Annotated in this window: 19 protein-coding genes and 1 pseudogene; 12 read left to right on the forward strand and 8 right to left on the reverse strand. The window is 72.0% G+C overall.

All coding sequences use genetic code 11. From position 1 onward, the window contains the following. Positions 1-184, forward strand: a pseudogene (locus GTW40_RS20535) (SseB family protein); the annotation flags it as partial. 33 nt (positions 185-217) lie between these two features. Here the strand turns inward: GTW40_RS20535 and GTW40_RS20540 are convergent. Further along, positions 218-574: a DUF1844 domain-containing protein gene (locus GTW40_RS20540; RefSeq protein WP_161181662.1), complete on the reverse strand. Its 357-nt coding sequence runs from the start codon at positions 572-574 to the stop codon at positions 218-220. A 408-nt stretch (positions 575-982) separates the two neighbouring features. On the opposite strand from GTW40_RS20540, the gene infC reads away from it, so the two are divergent. From infC to GTW40_RS20585, 9 genes are all read left to right on the forward strand, one after another. After that, positions 983-1,660, forward strand: coding sequence for a translation initiation factor IF-3 (gene infC / locus GTW40_RS20545; protein ID WP_343245750.1), 678 nt, complete (start codon positions 983-985; stop codon positions 1,658-1,660). Between the two features lie 110 nt (positions 1,661-1,770). Continuing rightward, a complete protein-coding gene (gene rpmI / locus GTW40_RS20550) occupies positions 1,771-1,965 on the forward strand; it encodes a 50S ribosomal protein L35 (protein WP_018549118.1) in 195 nt (64 codons plus the stop codon). Positions 1,966-2,070: 105 nt separating this feature from the next. Then, the gene (gene rplT / locus GTW40_RS20555; RefSeq protein ID WP_161181664.1) at positions 2,071-2,454 is read left to right on the forward strand and encodes a 50S ribosomal protein L20; all 384 of its coding nucleotides are present in this window, start codon (positions 2,071-2,073) and stop codon (positions 2,452-2,454) included. Positions 2,455-2,609: 155 nt separating this feature from the next. Further along, complete coding sequence (locus GTW40_RS20560; RefSeq protein ID WP_161181665.1) at positions 2,610-3,485, forward strand: RNA methyltransferase; 876 nt, start codon at positions 2,610-2,612, stop codon at positions 3,483-3,485. Between the two features lie 74 nt (positions 3,486-3,559). After that, positions 3,560-4,699, forward strand: a complete 1,140-nt coding sequence (locus tag GTW40_RS20565; protein WP_161181666.1) for an ATP-binding protein — start codon at positions 3,560-3,562, stop codon at positions 4,697-4,699. 160 nt (positions 4,700-4,859) lie between these two features. After that, positions 4,860-5,981 (forward strand): phenylalanine--tRNA ligase subunit alpha, encoded by a 1,122-nt coding sequence (gene pheS, locus GTW40_RS20570; RefSeq protein ID WP_161181667.1) that lies wholly within the window; start codon positions 4,860-4,862, stop codon positions 5,979-5,981. Next, positions 5,981-8,494: a phenylalanine--tRNA ligase subunit beta gene (gene pheT, locus GTW40_RS20575; RefSeq protein WP_161181668.1), complete on the forward strand. Its 2,514-nt coding sequence runs from the start codon at positions 5,981-5,983 to the stop codon at positions 8,492-8,494. The genes pheS and pheT overlap by 1 nt, the downstream gene beginning before the upstream one ends. 347 nt (positions 8,495-8,841) lie before the next feature. After that, complete coding sequence (locus GTW40_RS20580; RefSeq protein WP_161181669.1) at positions 8,842-10,182, forward strand: transcriptional regulator; 1,341 nt, start codon at positions 8,842-8,844, stop codon at positions 10,180-10,182. A gap of 100 nt (positions 10,183-10,282) precedes the next feature. Beyond that, entirely contained in the window at positions 10,283-10,819 is a 537-nt protein-coding gene (locus GTW40_RS20585; protein ID WP_343245748.1) for an NUDIX hydrolase, read from the forward strand. 105 nt (positions 10,820-10,924) lie between these two features. On the opposite strand, the gene GTW40_RS20590 is transcribed toward GTW40_RS20585, so the two are convergent. The 5 genes from GTW40_RS20590 to GTW40_RS20610 all read right to left on the reverse strand — a co-directional run bounded on the left by GTW40_RS20590 (position 10,925) and on the right by GTW40_RS20610 (position 14,643). After that, positions 10,925-11,590: a hypothetical protein gene (locus GTW40_RS20590; RefSeq protein WP_161181670.1), complete on the reverse strand. Its 666-nt coding sequence runs from the start codon at positions 11,588-11,590 to the stop codon at positions 10,925-10,927. Then, a complete protein-coding gene (locus GTW40_RS20595) occupies positions 11,587-12,417 on the reverse strand; it encodes an ATP-binding cassette domain-containing protein (RefSeq protein ID WP_161181671.1) in 831 nt (276 codons plus the stop codon). The genes GTW40_RS20590 and GTW40_RS20595 overlap by 4 nt, the downstream gene beginning before the upstream one ends. A 59-nt stretch (positions 12,418-12,476) precedes the next feature. Next, positions 12,477-12,701, reverse strand: coding sequence for a translation initiation factor IF-1 (gene infA, locus GTW40_RS20600; RefSeq protein ID WP_161181672.1), 225 nt, complete (start codon positions 12,699-12,701; stop codon positions 12,477-12,479). A gap of 55 nt (positions 12,702-12,756) precedes the next feature. Then, the gene (locus GTW40_RS20605) at positions 12,757-13,509 is read right to left on the reverse strand and encodes a GNAT family N-acetyltransferase (protein ID WP_161181673.1); all 753 of its coding nucleotides are present in this window, start codon (positions 13,507-13,509) and stop codon (positions 12,757-12,759) included. Between the two features lie 258 nt (positions 13,510-13,767). Further along, a complete protein-coding gene (locus tag GTW40_RS20610) occupies positions 13,768-14,643 on the reverse strand; it encodes a 3-hydroxybutyryl-CoA dehydrogenase (protein WP_343245749.1) in 876 nt (291 codons plus the stop codon). A gap of 169 nt (positions 14,644-14,812) precedes the next feature. On the opposite strand from GTW40_RS20610, the gene GTW40_RS20615 reads away from it, so the two are divergent. Then, on the forward strand, positions 14,813-16,165 hold the full coding sequence (locus GTW40_RS20615; RefSeq protein WP_237525599.1) for a family 10 glycosylhydrolase: 1,353 nt from the start codon (positions 14,813-14,815) through the stop codon (positions 16,163-16,165). A 30-nt stretch (positions 16,166-16,195) separates the two neighbouring features. On the opposite strand, the gene GTW40_RS20620 is transcribed toward GTW40_RS20615, so the two are convergent. Together GTW40_RS20620 and GTW40_RS20625 are read right to left on the reverse strand one after the other, a co-directional pair. Then, complete coding sequence (locus GTW40_RS20620; protein ID WP_161181674.1) at positions 16,196-16,393, reverse strand: DUF1918 domain-containing protein; 198 nt, start codon at positions 16,391-16,393, stop codon at positions 16,196-16,198. Positions 16,394-16,413: 20 nt separating this feature from the next. Beyond that, positions 16,414-17,331, reverse strand: a complete 918-nt coding sequence (locus GTW40_RS20625; RefSeq protein ID WP_202486184.1) for a DMT family transporter — start codon at positions 17,329-17,331, stop codon at positions 16,414-16,416. On the opposite strand from GTW40_RS20625, the gene GTW40_RS20630 reads away from it, so the two are divergent. Further along, on the forward strand, positions 17,330-17,752 hold a 423-nt coding region (locus GTW40_RS20630; protein WP_202486185.1), incomplete at its 3' end, for a winged helix-turn-helix domain-containing protein. The genes GTW40_RS20625 and GTW40_RS20630 overlap by 2 nt on opposite strands.

Below are 17,752 nucleotides of genomic sequence, written 5' to 3' on the forward strand. Positions count from 1 at the left end.
GGCCGACGGCACCCTGGCCCTCGTCCTCGACCCCGCCGCCGCTCCCGCCGAGGCCGCCCGCGCGGTCGCGGGGCGGCTGGCGGCCGACGAAACGCTGAGGGCCCGCCTGGTGCGCGGCCTCGACCTGGCACTGCTGCCGGCCGGGACCACGCCTCCGGGCGAGCCCTTGTACGTACGGGACTGAAAAACCCCGTACACGACTGGAAAACCCGAGGGGCTAGCCGTACACCGGTCCGGTGTACTTCTCGCCGGGGCCGTGGCCCGGGTCGTCCGGGACCAGGGACGCCTCGCGGAAGGCCAGCTGGAGCGACTTCAGGCCGTCGCGCAGCGGGGCCGCGTGGAAGGAGCTGATCTCGGTCGTGCTCGCGTCGAGCAGACCGGCGAGCGCGGTGATCAGCTTGCGGGCCTCGTCCAGGTCCTTGTACTTCTCGCCCTCCTCGCTCAGCCCCAGCTTCACGGCGGCGGCGCTCATCAGGTTGACGGCGACCGTGACGATCACCTCGACGGCGGGGACCTCGGCGATGTCGCGCGTCATCGCGTCGAAGTCGGTGTTCTCAGGAGGGGTCTCACTCATACCCCACACGATAGGCGCCGGGGTGGTCCGGGCTTCGGGCCGGGCACGATTACGGCTTGTAAAGGGATCGCCGATTAGTACCGGCAAAGCATTCCTGCTAACCTGGAATCCGACCGGCCGGACAAGCACGCCCTGTGGCGAGCGATCCGGCCCACAAGTGGAGGCTTCGAACTCCCACCTGACCGCCCTCCGGGGTGGCGGGTCACCGGTCAGACGGACCGCGGCACCGCCGACGGCGTCCGTCCGAAGCGCGCCCCGTGATCTTCACGGCGGTGTTCCGGTAGTTCGAGGAACCCCGCCTGTGATCGTCCGGGGCATTTTTTGTGCTTCGGCGCGGTTAGGTCTTACGAACACAGACGTTACGCGGCTGTCCGCCAGACCGTCGCGTGGTGCTACCGAGGAGGATCCATCAGCGCCGAGCCCCGCATCAACGACCGGATTCGCGTTCCCGAGGTGCGACTTGTCGGTCCCAGTGGCGAGCAGGTGGGCATTGTCCCGCTGGCCAAGGCACTGGAGCTTGCGCAGGAGTACGACCTGGACCTGGTCGAGGTCGCGGCGACCGCCCGTCCGCCCGTGTGCAAGCTCATGGACTACGGGAAGTTCAAGTACGAGTCGGCCATGAAGGCCCGTGAGGCGCGCAAGAACCAGGCGCACACGGTCATCAAGGAGATGAAGCTCCGGCCGAAGATCGACCCGCACGACTACGACACCAAGAAGGGTCACGTCGTCCGGTTCCTCAAGCAGGGCGACAAGGTCAAGATCACGATCATGTTCCGTGGCCGCGAGCAGTCCCGCCCCGAGCTGGGCTACCGACTGCTGCAGCGCCTCGCGGAGGACGTCCAGGACCTCGGTTTCGTCGAATCGAACCCGAAGCAGGACGGCCGAAACATGATCATGGTCCTCGGTCCGCACAAGAAGAAGACCGAGGCGATGGCCGAGGCCCGCCAGGCGCAGGAAGCCCGTAAGGCGGACGCGAAGGCCAACCCCGGCAAGTCGCAGAACGCCGCGGACGCCGAGAGCGTCGAGGACGCCGAGAGTGCCGAGGCTCCTGCCGAGGACGCCGCCGAGGCTTCCGCCGAGGCGTGATCCCGGGGGCGCGAGCCCCGGGGACGCAATCCCATACAAGAGCGACGCTCCACCGTGCCCGGTTTCACGACCGGGCACCGGAGCGCCACCGACGAGGAGATAACGGCGCTATGCCGAAGAACAAGTCGCACAGCGGTGCCAGCAAGCGCTTCAAGGTCACCGGCTCCGGCAAGGTGCTCCGTGAGCGCGCCGGCAAGCGCCACCTGCTCGAGCACAAGTCGTCCCGCGTGACGCGCCGTCTGACCGGCACCGCCGAGATGGCCCCGGGCGACGCCGCGAAGATCAAGAAGCTTCTCGGCAAGTGACGCCTCGGCGCTGACCAAGCGCCGTACGTCTTCACCGGGACCCAATCGTTTCCGGGTCGTGTGAGTCTGAGTCCACTCCACGGCCCCGCTACAAGGAGTAATAAAGTGGCACGCGTCAAGCGGGCAGTCAACGCCCACAAGAAGCGCCGGGCGATCCTCGAGGCGGCCTCCGGCTACCGCGGTCAGCGTTCGCGCCTGTACCGCAAGGCCAAGGAGCAGGTCACCCACTCGCTGGTCTACAACTACAACGACCGCAAGAAGCGCAAGGGCGACTTCCGTCGGCTGTGGATCCAGCGCATCAACGCTGCGGCCCGCCAGAACGGCATGACGTACAACCGCCTCATCCAGGGTCTGAACGCCGCGAACATCGAGGTCGACCGCAAGATCCTGGCCGAGCTGGCCGTCAACGACGCCGGTGCGTTCGCCGCGCTCGTCGAGGTCGCGCAGAAGGCCCTCCCGGCCGACGTCAACGCGCCGAAGGCCGCGTGACGCTGCGCCGGCATTGAGCCGACGTGACTGTACGGACCCGTGGGCTTCGGCCTGCGGGTCCGTTCTCTGTGTGGTGCGGGCCGGTTCGGCACCGTCGACATCCGCCGTCGTGGCCGAGCGCCGTCGCGACGGGAAAGAATGAGGTGGAACTTCCGATGGCCCCCGTAACACCCGACGCCACCCCAGAGCTCATCTCCCCCCGGTCCCCGCGCGTCAGTGCCGCCCGTCGGCTCGCGCGGCGGAACTTCCGGGGGAAGGACCGGCTGTTCCTCGCGGAGGGGCCGCAGGCCGTACGGGAGGGGGCCGCGCACCGGGGGGCCGACGGCGGGGCCACACTGGTCGAGCTGTTCGCCACCGTCGAGGCCGCGGAGCGCTATGCCGACATCGTGGGCGAGGCGCGGGACGCCGGGGCCCGGGTGCACCTGGCCTCCGAGGAGGTCATCGCCGACATCTCCACCACCGTCACCCCGCAGGGCCTGGTCGGGGTCTGCCGGTTCCTGGACACCCCGTTCCAGGACGTCCTCGCCGCCCGCCCGAAGCTCGTCGCCGTCCTCGCCCACGTCCGCGACCCCGGCAACGCGGGCACCGTGCTGCGCTGCGCCGACGCCGCGGGCGCCGAGGCCGTGATCCTCACTGACGCCTCCGTGGACCTGTACAACCCCAAGGCCGTCCGCGCCTCTGTCGGCTCCCTCTTCCACCTGCCCGTCGCCGTCGGCGTCCCCGTCGAGCAGGCCGTCCAGGGGCTGAAGGACGCCGGGGTGCGCATCCTCGCCGCCGACGGCGCCGGTGACCGCGACCTGGACGAGGAGCTGGACAAGGGCGCGATGGGCGACCCCACCGCGTGGGTGTTCGGCAACGAGGCATGGGGGCTCCCGGAGGAGACCCGCGCCCTCGCCGACGCCGTGGTCAGCGTCCCCATCCACGGAAAGGCCGAGAGCCTGAACCTCGCCACCGCCGCCGCCGTATGTCTCTACGCGTCGGCCCGTGCGCAGCGCGCCCCCGGAGGGTGCCGTTCCGTCACCAACAGCTAGGTCCTGTCGACGACAGGACCTAGTAGGGTGACCAACTCGGGGGCCCTGCGCAGCCTGAGAGGTGGGGTACGGGGATGAGTGTGGTCGGCACGAGCACCGCGCCGGACGGGCGTGAGGTGCGTCCCGCGCCCGTGCCCCCGCCTCTGTCAGGGGAAGCCGTCGCCATCGACCCCGACCAGCTGCCCGACGGCCTGGTCGTCGCCGACGAGCACGGCCGGGTCGTCTGCTTCAACGCCGCCGCCACCCGCGTCACCGCCGTACGCGCCGCCGACGCCCTCGGCGAGCCCCTGGAGAAGGCCCTCCCGCTGGAGGACCTGGAGGGCAGGCGCTGGTGGCAGCTCACCGACCCCTACGGCGGCCTCGCCATCCGGGTCCGCCAGCCCGAGCGCAACCTGCTGCTGCCCGGCGGCCGCGAGGTCCTCGTCTCCGCGCGATACGTGCGCGCCGAACCCCTCGGCCCCGTCCAGCGCCTCGTCGTCACCCTGCGCGACACCGAGGCCCGGCACCGCACCGAGCGCAGCCACGCCGAGCTGATCGCCACCGTCGCCCACGAGCTGCGCTCCCCGCTCACCTCCGTCAAGGGCTTCACCGCGACCCTCCTTGCCAAGTGGGAGCGGTTCACCGACGACCAGAAGCGGCTGATGCTGGAGACCGTCGACGCGGACGCCGACCGGGTCACCCGGCTCATCGCCGAGCTGCTCGACATCTCCCGCATCGACAGCGGCCGCCTGGAGGTGCGCCGCCAGCCCGTCGACATAGGCGCCGCCGTCGGACGGCACATCCAGGCCCATGTGGCCGCGGGCCAGTCCGCCGACCGCTTCCTGCTGCGCGTGGAGAACCCGCTGCCCGGCCTGTGGGCCGACCCCGACAAGGTCGACCAGGTGCTGAGCAACCTGCTGGAAAACGCCGTGCGCCACGGCGCCGGAACCGTCACAATCGACGTCATGCCCTCGCCCTCCCCGCGCGAAGGCGAGGAGACAGGCACGTCGGTCACGGTGAGCGACGAGGGGCCCGGCATCCCGGAGGAATCCATGAACCGCGTCTTCACCCGCTTCTGGCGGGGCAGCAAGCGCGGTGGCACCGGCCTCGGGCTCTACATCGTCAAGGGCATCGTGGAAGCCCACGGCGGCTCCATCACGGTCGGCCGCGCCCCCGGCGGCGGCGCGCAGTTCCGATTTACGTTGCCCGTGAGCACCCCGGCCTATCTGGCCTAGGCGCCCACGGGCCATTCGTCCACCCCGTCCCCGTTAGACTCGGCCCCTGGCACCTTTGTGTCCGCACACGGCCCTGGCGAGTCCCGGAGCCGGTGACGGGGACCATCAGCCGGGGCACCTCCCAGCCGTAGCTGGGGGCCAATCGGAAGCACAGGAAGAGATGTCGGCACCGAATAAGTCGTACGACCCTGTCGAGGTCGAGGCGTTGAAACCCGAAGAGATCGAGCGTATGCGGGACGAGGCGCTCGCCGCCTTCCGTGCCGCGGACTCCCTCGACGCGCTCCACGAGGCCAAGGTCGCCCACACCGGCCCCGCCTCCCCGCTGTCCCTCGCCAACCGCGAGATCGGCGCCCTGCCCCCGCACGCCAAGGCCGAGGCCGGCAAGCGCGTCGGCATGGCCCGCGGCGCGGTGAACAAGGCGCTGGCCGGCCGGCAGGTGGAGCTGGAGGCCGAGCGGGACGCCCGCGTGCTGGTCGAGGAGGATGTCGACGTCACGCTGCCGTACGACCGCGTCCCCGCCGGTGCCCGCCACCCGCTGACCACGCTCTCCGAGCGCATCGAGGACGTCTTCGTGGCCATGGGCTACGAGGTCGCCGAGGGCCCCGAGGCCGAGGCCGAGTGGTTCAACTTCGACGCGCTCAACATCGGCCCCGACCACCCCGCGCGCGGCGAGGCCGACACCTTCTTCGTGCGGGACGACAAGGGCGGCACCGACTCCGGTGTCGTGCTGCGCACCCACACCTCGCCCGTCCAGATCCGTTCGCTGCTCGACCGTGAGCCGCCGGTCTACGTGATCTGCCCGGGCCGCGTCTATCGCACCGACGAGCTGGACGCCACCCACACCCCGGTGTTCCACCAGGTCGAGCTGCTGGCGATCGACGAGGGCCTGACCATGGCCGACCTCAAGGGCACCCTGGACCACATGGTCCAGGCGCTGTTCGGTCCGGACATGAAGACCCGGCTGCGGCCGAACTTCTTCCCGTTCACCGAGCCGTCCGCCGAGATGGACATGGTGTGCTACGTCTGCCGCGGCGAGTCCGTCGGCAACCCCGACCGGCCCTGCCGCACCTGCTCCAGCGAGGGCTGGATCGAGCTGGGCGGCTGCGGCATGGTCAACCCCAAGGTGCTGGCCGCCTGCGGCGTCGACCCGGAGAAGTACAGCGGGTTCGCCTTCGGGTTCGGCATCGAGCGGATGCTGATGTTCCGCCACAACGTCGAAGACATGCGAGACATGGTCGAGGGTGACGTCCGGTTCACCCGGCCGTTCGGGATGGAGATCTGATGCGCGTCCCGCTTTCCTGGCTGCGGGAGTACGTCGACCTGCCGGAGTCCGAGACCGGCCGTGACGTACAGGCCAAGCTCATCGACTCCGGCCTCGAGGTCGAGACCGTCGAGCAGCTCGGCGCCGGCCTCAAGGGCCCCCTCGTCGTCGGTCAGGTGCTGACCATCGAGGAGCTGGAGGGCTTCAAGAAGCCGATCCGCTTCTGCACGGTCGACGTCGGCACCGCCAACGGCACCGGTGAGCCGCAGGAGATCGTCTGCGGTGCCCGCAACTTCTCCGTCGGCGACAAGGTCGTCGTGGTCCTGCCCGGCGCGGTGCTGCCCGGCGACTTCGCCATCGCCGCCCGCAAGACGTACGGCAAGACCTCCCACGGCATGATCTGCTCCACCGACGAGCTGGGCATGGGCGACGACGGCACGCACGGCATCATCGTGCTGCCGCCGGAGACCGAGGTCGGCCAGGACGCCATCGAGCTCCTGGAGCTGGTCGACGAGGTCCTGGACATCGCCGTCACCGCCAACCGCGGCGACTGCCTGTCCATCCGCGGCGTCGCCCGCGAGACCGCCATCGCCTACGGCCTGCCGCTGCGCGACCCGGCCCTGATCGACGTACCGGCGCCGAACGCCTTCGGCTACCCGGTCAAGGTCTCCGAGCCGATGGGCTGCGACCGCTTCACCGCCCGGACCGTCACCGGTCTGAGCCCCGAGGCCCGCTCCCCGATCTGGCTGCGCCGCCGGCTGCAGAAGGTCGGCATCCGCCCGGTCTCGCTCGCCGTGGACGTCACCAACTACGTGATGACCGAGCTGGGCCAGCCGCTGCACGCCTACGACCGCTCGCTGGTCCAGGGCGCCATCGGCGTGCGCCGGGCCGAGGAGGGCGAGAAGCTCGTCACCCTCGACGGCGTCGAGCGCAAGCTGCACGCCGAGGACCTGGTCATCACCGACGACCGCGGGCCGATCGGCCTCGCCGGTGTCATGGGCGGCCAGAACACCGAGATCGCCGACCACGACGACGAGTCGCACTCCACCGCCGACGTGGTGATCGAGGCCGCGCACTTCAACGCCGTCTCGATCGCGCGCACCGCCCGCCGCCACAAGCTGTCCTCCGAGGCGTCCCGGCGCTTCGAGCGCGGCGTCGACCCGCAGGCCACCGCGGCCGCCGCGCAGCGGACCGTGGACCTGCTGGTGCTGCTCGCGGGCGGCACCGCCGAGGCCGGGGTCACCGAGATCATCGCCCCGTCCGCGCCGCACACGATCACCATCCCGGCCGACCACCCGGACAAGGTCGCGGGCGTGACGTACGGCCGCGAGACCGTCGTCCGCCGTCTCCAGGAGATCGGCTGCGACGTGTACGGGCAGGACGAGCTGATCGTCACCGTCCCGTCCTGGCGGCCCGACCTCACCGAGGCCAACGACCTGGCGGAGGAGGTCATCCGCCTGGAGGGCTACGAGAACCTGCCCTCCACGCTGCCCCGGCCCACCTCCGGGCGCGGTCTCACCCACCGCCAGCGGCTGCACCGCAGGGTCGGCCGCGCGCTGGCGGGCGCGGGCTACGTCGAGGCGCCGAACTACCCGTTCGTCTCCGAGCAGGTCTTCGACCAGCTGGGTCTGGACGCCGAGGACCCGGCCCGCCGGGTCGTGAAGCTCGCCAACCCGCTGAACGACGAGGAGCCCGCGCTGCGCACGACGCTGCTGCCGGGTCTGCTCGGCGCGCTGCGCCGCAACGACGGCCGCGGCACGCACGACCTGGCGCTCTTCGAGACGGGTCTGGTCTTCCTGCCCCGCGCGGAGCGCGCCCCCGCCGTGCACCCGTCGGCCGACCGCCGTCCCACCGACGAGCAGCTCGCCGAGCTGAACGCCGCGCTGCCCGAGCAGCCGCGCCACGTCGCCGCCGTCCTCGCCGGGGCGCGCGAGCAGGCGGGCTGGTGGGGCAAGGGCCGTCCGTCCGACTGGGCCGACGCGATCGAGGCCGCGCGGACCGTCGCCGGTGAGGCGGGCGCCGAACTCGTCATCCGCAAGGGCCAGTACGGCCCCTGGCACCCGGGCCGCTGCGCCGAGCTGGTCGTCGTCGAGGACGGCGCCGAGCGGGTCGTCGGCCACGCGGGCGAGCTGCACCCGCGTGTGCTCAAGGCCCTCGGCCTGCCCGAGCGCACCTCCGCGATGGAACTGGACCTGGACGCCCTGGAGCGGGTCGGCGACGACACCCCGCAGGCGCCGGGCATCTCCACCTTCCCGGTCGCCACGCAGGACGTCGCCCTCGTGGTCGACAAGCCCGTACCGGCCGCCGAGGTCGAGGCGGCGCTGCGCGACGGCGCGGGTGAACTCCTGGAGTCCATCCGCCTGTTCGACGTCTACGAGAACGCCGAGCAACTCGGCGACGGCCGCAAGTCGCTCGCGTACGCGCTGCGCTTCCGTGCCACCGACCGCACGCTGACGGTGGACGAGGCGTCCGCCGCGCGCGACGCCGCGGTCGCCCTCGCGGGCGAGCGCACGGGGGCGGTCCTGCGGGGCTGACCCTTCGCGGTGCTTCGTCGGAGCACATGTGACGGCGGCGGCCGGTCGCGGGATCTCCCGCGACCGGCCGCCGCCGTTTCCGGCCCCCTCGGGGCGGTCTCGCCGGGCGCACGGCAACCGGTCTCAGGACCGTGCCCCGGCTCTCGCGCGGGCCGCGAAGACCGGGCCGCCGCCGTTTGAGGGGGAGCGGGCGACCCGGCCGGCCTCGCGCGAGGCACCCAGTGAACCCGGTCCGCCCCACCCGGCGACAGCGCGCACACCGCATGGGTGGACGTACTCCGTTCACACCCCGTGTGAAGACGGACGCACTACGCTTACGCCACCAGGCCACCCCGGGGGGCGATGCCATGCAGCCCAACACTCTGCTCGACGCGATCCTGGACGAGGCGGGCGTCTCGCACGCCGGTCTCGCCGCCCGCGTCAACCAGGCGGGCCGCGGCCGCGGCCTCGTACTGCGGTACGAACACACCGCTGTGGCACGGTGGTTGAAGGGTCAGCGGCCACGCGGCCAGGTGCCCGACCTGATCTGCGAGGTGCTGGCCCTGCGGCTGCGGCGGCCGGTCACCCTGGACGACATCGGGCTCGGGGTGCCCGGTGAGGCGGCCGTGGCGCACGCCGGTTCGCTCTCCGGCTTCGTGGAGCGCGCCACCGCGCTCTGGCGCTCGGACGAACAGCAGCGCCCGCACGTCCTGGGGGCACCCGCGGTCACCGGCACGCCCGCCGTGATGCCGGTGTGGGAGTGGGAGAACCCGCCCGAGGACACGGACGTCTCGCGCGGAGGCCGCCACCGGGTCACCCAGACCGACCTCGACACCCTCCGCGCGGCCCGCGCCCACTACGAGCAGATGTACCGCAAGGCGGGCGGCATCGCGACCCGCACCCGCATCGTCGGCTTCCTCAACGCCGAGGCCGTCCCGCTCCTGCGCGGCAGCTACACCGACGCCACCGGCCGCCAACTCCACCGCGCCACCGGCGGGTTGGTCGCCGTCGCGGGCATCTGCGCCTACGACTCCGACGCGCACGGACTCGCCCAGCGCTACTTCCACCAGGCGCTGCGGCTCGCGAAGGCCAGCGGGGATCGGGGATTTGGCGCCTACGTCATAGCGCTGCTCGTCAACCAGTCCCTGCACATGCGGGAGTTCCGGCAGGCGGTGGCCTTCGCGGAGGCCGCGCTGCGTGCGGCGGGGCGGCACATCACCCCGGCGCTCGCCTCCGACCTGTACGCGATGCAGGCCAAGGCGTACGCCCATCTCGGCGACACCGGGGGCGCGTTGTCCTGCATCCGGCGCGCGGAGACGGCGGCCGAGCACATCCGGCGCGGGCACGAGCCCGACGAGACCGGGTACGTCCAGCCCGGTCTGGTCAACGTCCAGGTGGCCGAGGCGCTGCTCAGCCTCGGGGAACTCGCCGCCGCGCGCGAGCACGCCGCCGCCGCGGTGGACAACCCGGCGCACGACCGGGGCCGCGTGCACCGACTCGCCATGCTCAGCACGATCGAGCTGCGCCAGGGCGACGCCGATCATGCCGTGGCCACCGCCGTGGAGATGGCCGAGCAGGCGCGTGGCATGGAGTCGCGCCGGCTGCGGGAGAGACTCAGCGAGGTGCGCGAACACCTGGTGCGCTTCGGCTCGTCCGGGGCGGCGGAGGCGGCGGAACTGATCGACGGGGCGCTGCGCGTGCCCCTGTAGAAGCAGGCGGGGCGTTCGGATGCAGTGTCCGGGCGCACTGTAGGCCCGTCCGTCTCCCTGCTGCGATATTGCCACTGACTCGGCGGAAGGTGGCAGAACCGTGCAGTGGACGAAACAGGACGAGCAAATTGTGTACGCAAACCGCTGGTTCAGCGTCAACCTGGCGGACGTGGAGCTGCCGGACGGCAGGCATCTCGACCACTTCATGATCCGGCTGCGGCCGGTCGCCGTCGCCACGGTGGTCAACGAGGCCAACGAGGTCCTCCTCCTGTGGCGGCACCGCTTCATCACCGACAGCTGGGGCTGGGAACTGCCCGCCGGTGTCGTGGAGGACGGCGAGGACATCGCGGACGCGGCCGCCCGCGAACTGGAGGAGGAGACCGGCTGGCGCCCCGGCCCGCTGCACCACCTCATGAGCGTCGAGCCGTCCAACGGCCTCACCGACGCCCGGCACCACATCTACTGGTCCGACCGGGGCGAGTATCTCGGCCCGCCCGTCGACGACTTCGAGTCCGACCGGCGCGAGTGGGTGCCGCTGAAGATCGTCCCGGATCTGATCACCCGGGGCGAGGTCCCGGCCGCGAACATGGCGGCGGCGTTACTCCTGCTGCACCATCTGCGGCTGGCGGAGGGGTGAGGACGGCGGCCGGGCGGTGAGCCGTGGCCGATGGCCCCTCCCCGGAGCGGGAAGGGGCCATCGGTTCGGCGCGGAGGGAGGAGCCCTCGGCGGCTGTCGTCGACGTCAGCCCGCTTCCCGGTCGGCCGTGGCGGCCGTACGGCCCGCCGCCCAGGCGGAGATCCACCAGCAGCCCAGCGCCAGGGGGAGCGTGATCAGCAGGGGCAGCGCCGGGAAGTGCGCGCCGGAGGAGTAGGCCGCGCGGACGGCGGCGTTCGCCGGGGAACCGGTGAGCACCAGCAGCAGTACCGAGCCGACGATCAGCGCACCCGCCGCGCCCGCCGTCGTACGCACCAGTGACGGCGTGCAGACCGCCCCGAGCGCGCTGCCCGCCAGCAGGCAGACCACTCCGACGGCCAGCCCGTCACCGAGTACCGTCACGCCCGCCATGCCCCGGGGCACCTCGCAGGTCAGCAGCGCGGCCCCCGCCGCGAGGAGGACGAGCAGCAGGCCGACCGCGAGGGTGACGGCCAGCGCGGCGTACTGGGGACGGCGAGGGCCGGTGGCAGCCGCGAGGCAGGCCCGCGCGGCGGGCGGTTCCGCCGCCGGAAGGGCCCGGGTGAGCCAGGCGAGGGCGGGCACCAGCGCGGCCGCGTTCCAGCCGAGCTGGCTGCCGAGCGAGGACTGGCTGTCCAGGGAGATCGCCAGGAGCCCGAGGTAGAACAGGACGGGCGGCAGCCAGCGCTGGGAGCGGACGAGCAGGGCGGTCTGGTAGTGGAGTAGCGCCTTCATCGCCGTCCTCCGCTCACCCGGCGGATATGGGCGGCGCCGTCGCCGCCCGGCCCGGCGGTGAGCAGCGCGCGGAGCAGGGCGTCCGAGTGGTCCTCGTCGGTCTGCAGCCGTACGGCACCGTCCGCCAGGGCGGTCACCGCGCGCACGCCCGGCAGCGCGGCCGGGTCCTCCGGGCCGCCTGTGAACTCGATCAACACCACCGAGGTGGCGGCCTGTTGGTTCACGGCCACCGTGCCGTCGCCGACGGTCCACAGCAGCTCGGTGCGGTCCGCGAGCCGGGCCGGGGCGTGGTCGACGTAGACGACGGTCGCCCCCTCGGCCACCCGCTGCTCCACGGCCTCGTCCAGCTCGCCGCGCGACGGGGCGTCCAGACCCGTCCACGCCTCGTCCAGCACCAACAGCGCGGGCTCACCGAGCAGCGCCTGCGCCACCGCCACCTTCTGGCAGGTCCCCTTGGAGAGCTGGGCCAGCGGCCGTCCCGCGTGCTCCCCGGCGCCGAAGCGCTCCAGCAGCAGTCTTCCGCGCCGCTCGGCCTCCACCGCGGACAGCCCGTGGGCGCGCCCCATGAGCCGCAGGTACTGCACGGACGTGAACGGCAACGTGGCCGGGAACCGCTCCGGCACGTACGCGGCGCGGCCGGTCCGCCCGACCACGCGTCCCCGGGCGGGCCGTACGGCCCCCGCGACGACGCGCAGCAGGGTGGACTTCCCGCAGCCGTTGACCCCCTGAACGCGGATCAACTTCCCTGCGGGCAAATCCAGTTGGATGTCGCGCAGAACCCAGGGCCCACGCCACCCGTAACGCAACCCGACTCCCTCAAGCCTCATCGGGTCAGCATAGGAAGGGCGGCACGCCCGGACTCGGCCGGGCGCGCGCCGCCTTCCGCTCAGTTGCGGTAGCGGTAGAGAATCCGGCCGCGCGTCAGGTCGTACGGGCTGAGTTCCACGAGGACGCGGTCGTACGGGAGGATGCGGATGTAGTTCTTCCGGATCTTTCCGCTGATGTGCGCCAGTACGTGGTGGCCGTTCTGCAGCTCCACCTTGAAGTTGGCGTTGCGCAGGCATTCGAGGACGGTGCCCTCAAGTTCCAGGCCCTTCGGTGTTCTTGCCAAGGTCGCTCGTTTCTCTACTGTCGGGGTTGTTGTTCCGGTATGTGCGGTGCGGGTGTCAGTGGCGCACCAGCTCCAGGTAGCTGCCCGATTGCCGGGCGCCGACGCCCTCGACCAGCGTGATCGCCGCCATATTGGTCTCGTCCACCTCGGCCCAGGCCGAGCCGATCCCGTCCCGGTGCAGCGCGCCCAGCGCGTGGGTCAGCAGGGCGCGCCCGATGCCGTGACGGCGCTGGTCGGCCCGTACGGCGAGGAGCCCGATCCGCGCCCGGCTGCGTACGGGGACGACCCGGATCAGCCCGGCGTACACGCCGTCCCGTACCGCCACGGCGTACTTCGACGGGTCCACCAGCGTGTCCCCGGCCGGGCGGGGACGCACCTCGGCGGGCATGGTGTGCCAGCCGACCGTGGCCTCGACCTCCGCGCGGATCGCGCGGTCCAGCGCGCGCAGCGAGCCTTCGTCGGCTTCGCCCCCGGGCAGGATGGTCACGCCCTCGGGGAGCTGCGGCATGCCAACCGACTCGGTGGACAGCACATACTCGCGCTCACGGCGTCCGAGGGCGAAGCCGAGCCGCTCCCACGTCGACTTCAGCTCGTGGTCGTCTTCGCCGACCAGGGTGTGGAGCGGCTCCGTGAGATCGGCCAGCATCGCGGCGGCGAGCCGGTCGAAGGCCGCGTCCTGCCATACGTCGATGCTGATGAAGAGCCGCCCGTCGGGCCGGTGCGAGAGGTCGCCGTGGCCGATGATCCGGCCCTCGTCCACGGCCTCCCAGCGCGCCTCCGCGACGCGCGTGATGGTCACAGTGTCCATGGTGTTCGCCTTTCAGGAATGCCTTGTCGAACAGACGCTCCCGACGACACCTGGATCAGTCGCACACCGTGACGCACAGAGGGAGCACCCACCTCACTACAGCGTTCATGGGTCTCACCTCCTCCAGCCAAGCCACGGTCAACGGCAAGCTACCAGCTCGACCGTGGGCCGGGCCAACTCTTTTTCCCTGAGAACCGGCGAGGGCCGCCACCCGGTGTACGGATGGCGGCCCTCGCCTCGGTGCCCGGGGAACCCAGGTCAGGCGTACGTGTAGAACCCCGACCCCGTCTTGCGCCCCAGGCGGCCCGCCTCCACCATGCGCTGGAGGAGCGGGGGAGCGGCGTACAGGGGCTCCTTGTACTCCGCGTACATCGAGTTGGCGATCGAGACGATCGTGTCCAGGCCGATGAGGTCGGAGAGCTTGAGGGGGCCCATGGGGTGGGCGCAGCCCATTTCCATGCCGTTGTCGATGTCCTCGCGGCTGGCGATGCCGGACTCGAACATGCGGATCGCGGAGAGGAGGTAGGGCACGAGGAGCGCGTTGACCACGAAGCCGGAGCGGTCCTGGGCGCGGATCGCGTGCTTGCCGAGGACCTTCTCGGCGAAGAGCTGGGCGCGGCTCAGGGTGCCCTCGGAGGTGGTGAGCGCCGGGATCAGCTCGACCAGGCTCTGCACGGGCGCGGGGTTGAAGAAGTGGATGCCGATCACGTGGTCCGGGCGGGACGTGGCGACCGCCAGCTTCACCAGCGGGATGGAGGAGGTGTTGGAGGCGAGGATCGCGTCCGGGCGGGTCACCACCTGGTCGAGCACGCGGAAGATCTCCGTCTTCACCTGCTCGTTCTCCACGACGGCCTCGATCACGAGATCACGGTCCGCGAACTCGCCGAGGTCGGTCGTGAAGCTCAGCCGCGCCTGCGTCGCGTCCCGCTCCTCCTCGCTGATCTTGCCGCGCTCGGCGGCCTTCGACAGGGAGTTGTACAGCCGGGTCCGGCCGAGCTCCAGGGCGTCGCCCGTGGTCTCCGCGACCTTCACGTCCAGGCCCGCCCGGGCGCACACTTCGGCGATGCCCGCGCCCATCTGGCCGCAGCCCACGACTCCGACGCGCGAGATGTCTCCGGCTCGGAAGTCCGTCACATCGTCTCCTTCGCTGGTTTCTCGACTCTCGCAGGGCCCCGGAATCGGTGCCTGCTCCGATCGTGCACGTTACCGCCAAGTATCGATGATCGATCGACGGGGTAGGGGCAAGCCGTACCGTCGGGACGGTCCGTCATGGGGCGGATCCGGAGCGTGTGGGGGAGTGGACATGTCGACTCGCGCAAAGTCCGGGCCCGGTTCCGAGGCTGAATCCGGGGGGCGCTCGCGGCCCGCGGCCGTCTCGCGCAGAGCGTTCACCCTGGCGGCCGTCACCGCCCTCGCCGCGGCCCAGGGCATCCAGTCGGCCCAGGCCCAGGTGCCCTCGGCCCAGGACCAGGTTCCCTCGGCCCAGGCCCAGGTGCCCCACCCCTCGCACCCCTCGCACCCCACCCGCCGTACCGAAATGCGGGGCGTCTGGCTCGCCACCGTCGCCAACCGGGACTGGCCCTCCCGCCCCGGTCTGTCGCCCGACGAACAGCGCGCGGAGCTGATCGCGCACCTCGACCGGGCCGTACGGGACCGCCTCAACACCGTGATCTTCCAGGTGCGCCCCACCGCCGACGCCCTGTGGCCCTCGCCGTACGAGCCCTGGTCCGAGTATCTGACCGGCACCCAGGGCGCCGACCCCGGCTGGAACCCGCTGGCCACCGCCGTGCGGGAGGCCCATGCGCGCGGCCTGGAGCTGCACGCCTGGTTCAACCCGTACCGCGTCGCCAACCACACCGACCCGACCCGCCTGGTCCCCTGGCACCCCGCCCGCGCCCACCCGGACTGGACCGTGGCGTACGGCGGCAAGCTCTACTACAACCCCGGCCTGCCGGAGGTCCGCCGCTTCGTCCGGCGGGCCATGCTCGACGCCGTACGCCGTCACCCCGTCGACGGCGTGCACTTCGACGACTACTTCTACCCGTACCCGGTGGCCGGGCAGACCTTCGACGACGACGCGGCGTACGCGGCCCACGGCGCGGGCTTCCCCACCCGGGCCGACTGGCGCCGCGCCAACATCGACAAGCTGATCCGCGAGATGGCGGCCGGTATCCGGCGGGTACGCCCCGGCACCCGGTTCGGGATCAGCCCCTTCGGGGTGTGGCGGAACGCCGCGACCGATCCGCGCGGGTCGGAGACCACGGCGGGGGTGCAGACGTACGACGACCTGGGCGCGGACACCCGGACATGGGTGCGCGAGGGGTGGATCGACTACATCGTGCCGCAGGTGTACTGGAACATCGGCTTCGCGGCCGCCGACTACGCGAAGCTCGTCGACTGGTGGGCCCGGCAGGCCGACGGCAGCCGCACCCGCCTGTACATCGGCGAGGCGCTGTACAAGGTGGGCGCCGCCGGACAGCCCCCGGCCTGGCAGGACCCGGCGGAGCTGTCCCGGCACCTCACGCTGGCCGCGCGGTACCCGCAGGTGCGCGGTCATGTCTTCTTCGCCGCGCAGGAGGTGGCCCGCGACCCGTTGGGGGCGATGGCGCGGGTGGTCGCCGACCATTACCGGCGGCCGGCGAGACCCCCGCGCTGAACCCGCCCGGGTCCGTCTGCCGCGTCCCGGCTACTTCTGTTCGTCCTCGGGGTGCTGGACCTGGCAGTCCGGTCCGGGCGACATGATGGCCTCGTGTCCGTCCTCGAAGCGGACGCGGTAGGGCGGCGCGCCCTCCTCGCCGATCACTTCCACCACTTCCGAGACCTGGTCGTGCTGTCCGACCACCCGCCCGTGCTGGACAAGGTGGTCGCCCTTGTGCGCACGCATCTTCGCAACCCTCCTCACGGTCATGACCGTTGGGTGACGGCGATGCACACGAGCACGGCGAGCGCGGTCAGCGGAGCGGCCGCGGTGACATGCTCGCCCAATAGCAGTGCCGACCACACCAGTGTGAGCAGGGGCTGAGCCAACTGCAACTGGCTGGCCCGGGGGATGCCCACGGCCGCCATGCCCCGGTACCAGAGCACCAGGCCGAGGAACTGGGAGCCCAGCGCGACCCACAGCAGGCCCGCCACCCCGTGCGCGGTGAGCCGTACCGGCTCGTGCCCGAGCGCGAGTGCCGCGCCCAGCGCGCTCAGCGGCAGGCACAGCACCAGCGCCCAGCCGATGACCTGCCAGCCGGGCATGACCCGGGCCAGCCTGCCGCCCTCGGTGTATCCGGCCGCGCAGATCAGCAGGGCCGCGAAGAGATAGGCGTCCGCCCTGGTCAGGGCGCCGCCGCTCTGGGTGATCGTGAACACGACCACCGCGGCCGCGCCCGCGAGCGCCGCCGTCCAGAACCGCCGCGAGGGCCGGACCCCGACGCGCAGCGCGGACATCGCGGCGGTCGTCAGCGGCAGCAGGCCCACGACGACGGCCGCGTGCGCGGTGGTGGAGGTCCGCAGCGCGAGCGTGCTCAGCAGCGGGAAGCCGAGCACCGTACCGGCCCCGACCACCGCGAGCCCCGGCAGATGGCGCCGGGCGGGCAGCGGCACCCGCAGGAACAGCAGACAGCCGCCCGCGACCAGCGCCGCGAGGACGCCCCGGACCGCCGTGAGTGACCAGGGACCGAAGCTCTCCAGGCCCCAGGCGGTGGCCGGGAAGGTGAGGGAGAAGGCGACGACGCCGAGGGCGGCGAGGCCGCTGCCCATGAGCCGGGGTTCGCGCGGCTCGGGCGCGGTGACCGTTATCGGGGGCGTGGCGGTAGCGCTACTCTGTGCTCTCATGAATGAGCGTAGCAGTGTGCGCGAACTGGCGGAACAGCTCCGGCGGGAGCTGAACCGCTACTCACCTGGTGAGAAGCTGCCGTCGAGCCGGGCCCTGGTCGAACGGTTCCGGGTGAGTCCGGTGACCGTCTCGCGGGCGCTCGCCCAGCTCGCCGCCGAGGGGCTCGTCGTCACCCGGCCCGGCGCCGGTGCCTTCCGGTCCCGGCCGCGCGCCACTCCCGCGCCCGCCGGGGACACCTCCTGGCAGGAGGTCGCGCTCAGCGCCGACGGCACCGGCGACGTCGTACCCCGCACCGTGGACGCCTCCGGCGTCATGATCTCGCTGCCCGCCCCACCGCCCGGCGTCCTGGAGCTGAGCGGCGGCTACCCGCACCCGAGCCTCCAGCCCGAGCAGGCCATGGCCGCCGCGCTCGCCCGCGCC

The organism is Streptomyces sp. SID4985, from assembly GCF_009863025.1.
Taxonomy (GTDB): Bacteria; Actinomycetota; Actinomycetes; order Streptomycetales; family Streptomycetaceae; genus Streptomyces.

Coding starts and splice junctions, on each gene's coding strand:
- GTW40_RS20540 (WP_161181662.1), bottom strand. CDS start 574: ATGAGTGAGACCCCTCCTGAGAACACCGACTTCGACGCGATGACGCGC.
- rpmI (WP_018549118.1), top strand. CDS start 1,771: ATGCCGAAGAACAAGTCGCACAGCGGTGCCAGCAAGCGCTTCAAGGTC.
- GTW40_RS20560 (WP_161181665.1), top strand. CDS start 2,610: ATGGCCCCCGTAACACCCGACGCCACCCCAGAGCTCATCTCCCCCCGG.
- GTW40_RS20565 (WP_161181666.1), top strand. CDS start 3,560: ATGAGTGTGGTCGGCACGAGCACCGCGCCGGACGGGCGTGAGGTGCGT.
- pheS (WP_161181667.1), top strand. CDS start 4,860: ATGTCGGCACCGAATAAGTCGTACGACCCTGTCGAGGTCGAGGCGTTG.
- pheT (WP_161181668.1), top strand. CDS start 5,981: ATGCGCGTCCCGCTTTCCTGGCTGCGGGAGTACGTCGACCTGCCGGAG.
- GTW40_RS20580 (WP_161181669.1), top strand. CDS start 8,842: ATGCAGCCCAACACTCTGCTCGACGCGATCCTGGACGAGGCGGGCGTC.
- GTW40_RS20590 (WP_161181670.1), bottom strand. CDS start 11,590: ATGAAGGCGCTACTCCACTACCAGACCGCCCTGCTCGTCCGCTCCCAG.
- GTW40_RS20595 (WP_161181671.1), bottom strand. CDS start 12,417: ATGAGGCTTGAGGGAGTCGGGTTGCGTTACGGGTGGCGTGGGCCCTGG.
- GTW40_RS20605 (WP_161181673.1), bottom strand. CDS start 13,509: ATGGACACTGTGACCATCACGCGCGTCGCGGAGGCGCGCTGGGAGGCC.
- GTW40_RS20615 (WP_237525599.1), top strand. CDS start 14,813: ATGTCGACTCGCGCAAAGTCCGGGCCCGGTTCCGAGGCTGAATCCGGG.
- GTW40_RS20620 (WP_161181674.1), bottom strand. CDS start 16,393: ATGCGTGCGCACAAGGGCGACCACCTTGTCCAGCACGGGCGGGTGGTC.
- GTW40_RS20625 (WP_202486184.1), bottom strand. CDS start 17,331: ATGAGAGCACAGAGTAGCGCTACCGCCACGCCCCCGATAACGGTCACC.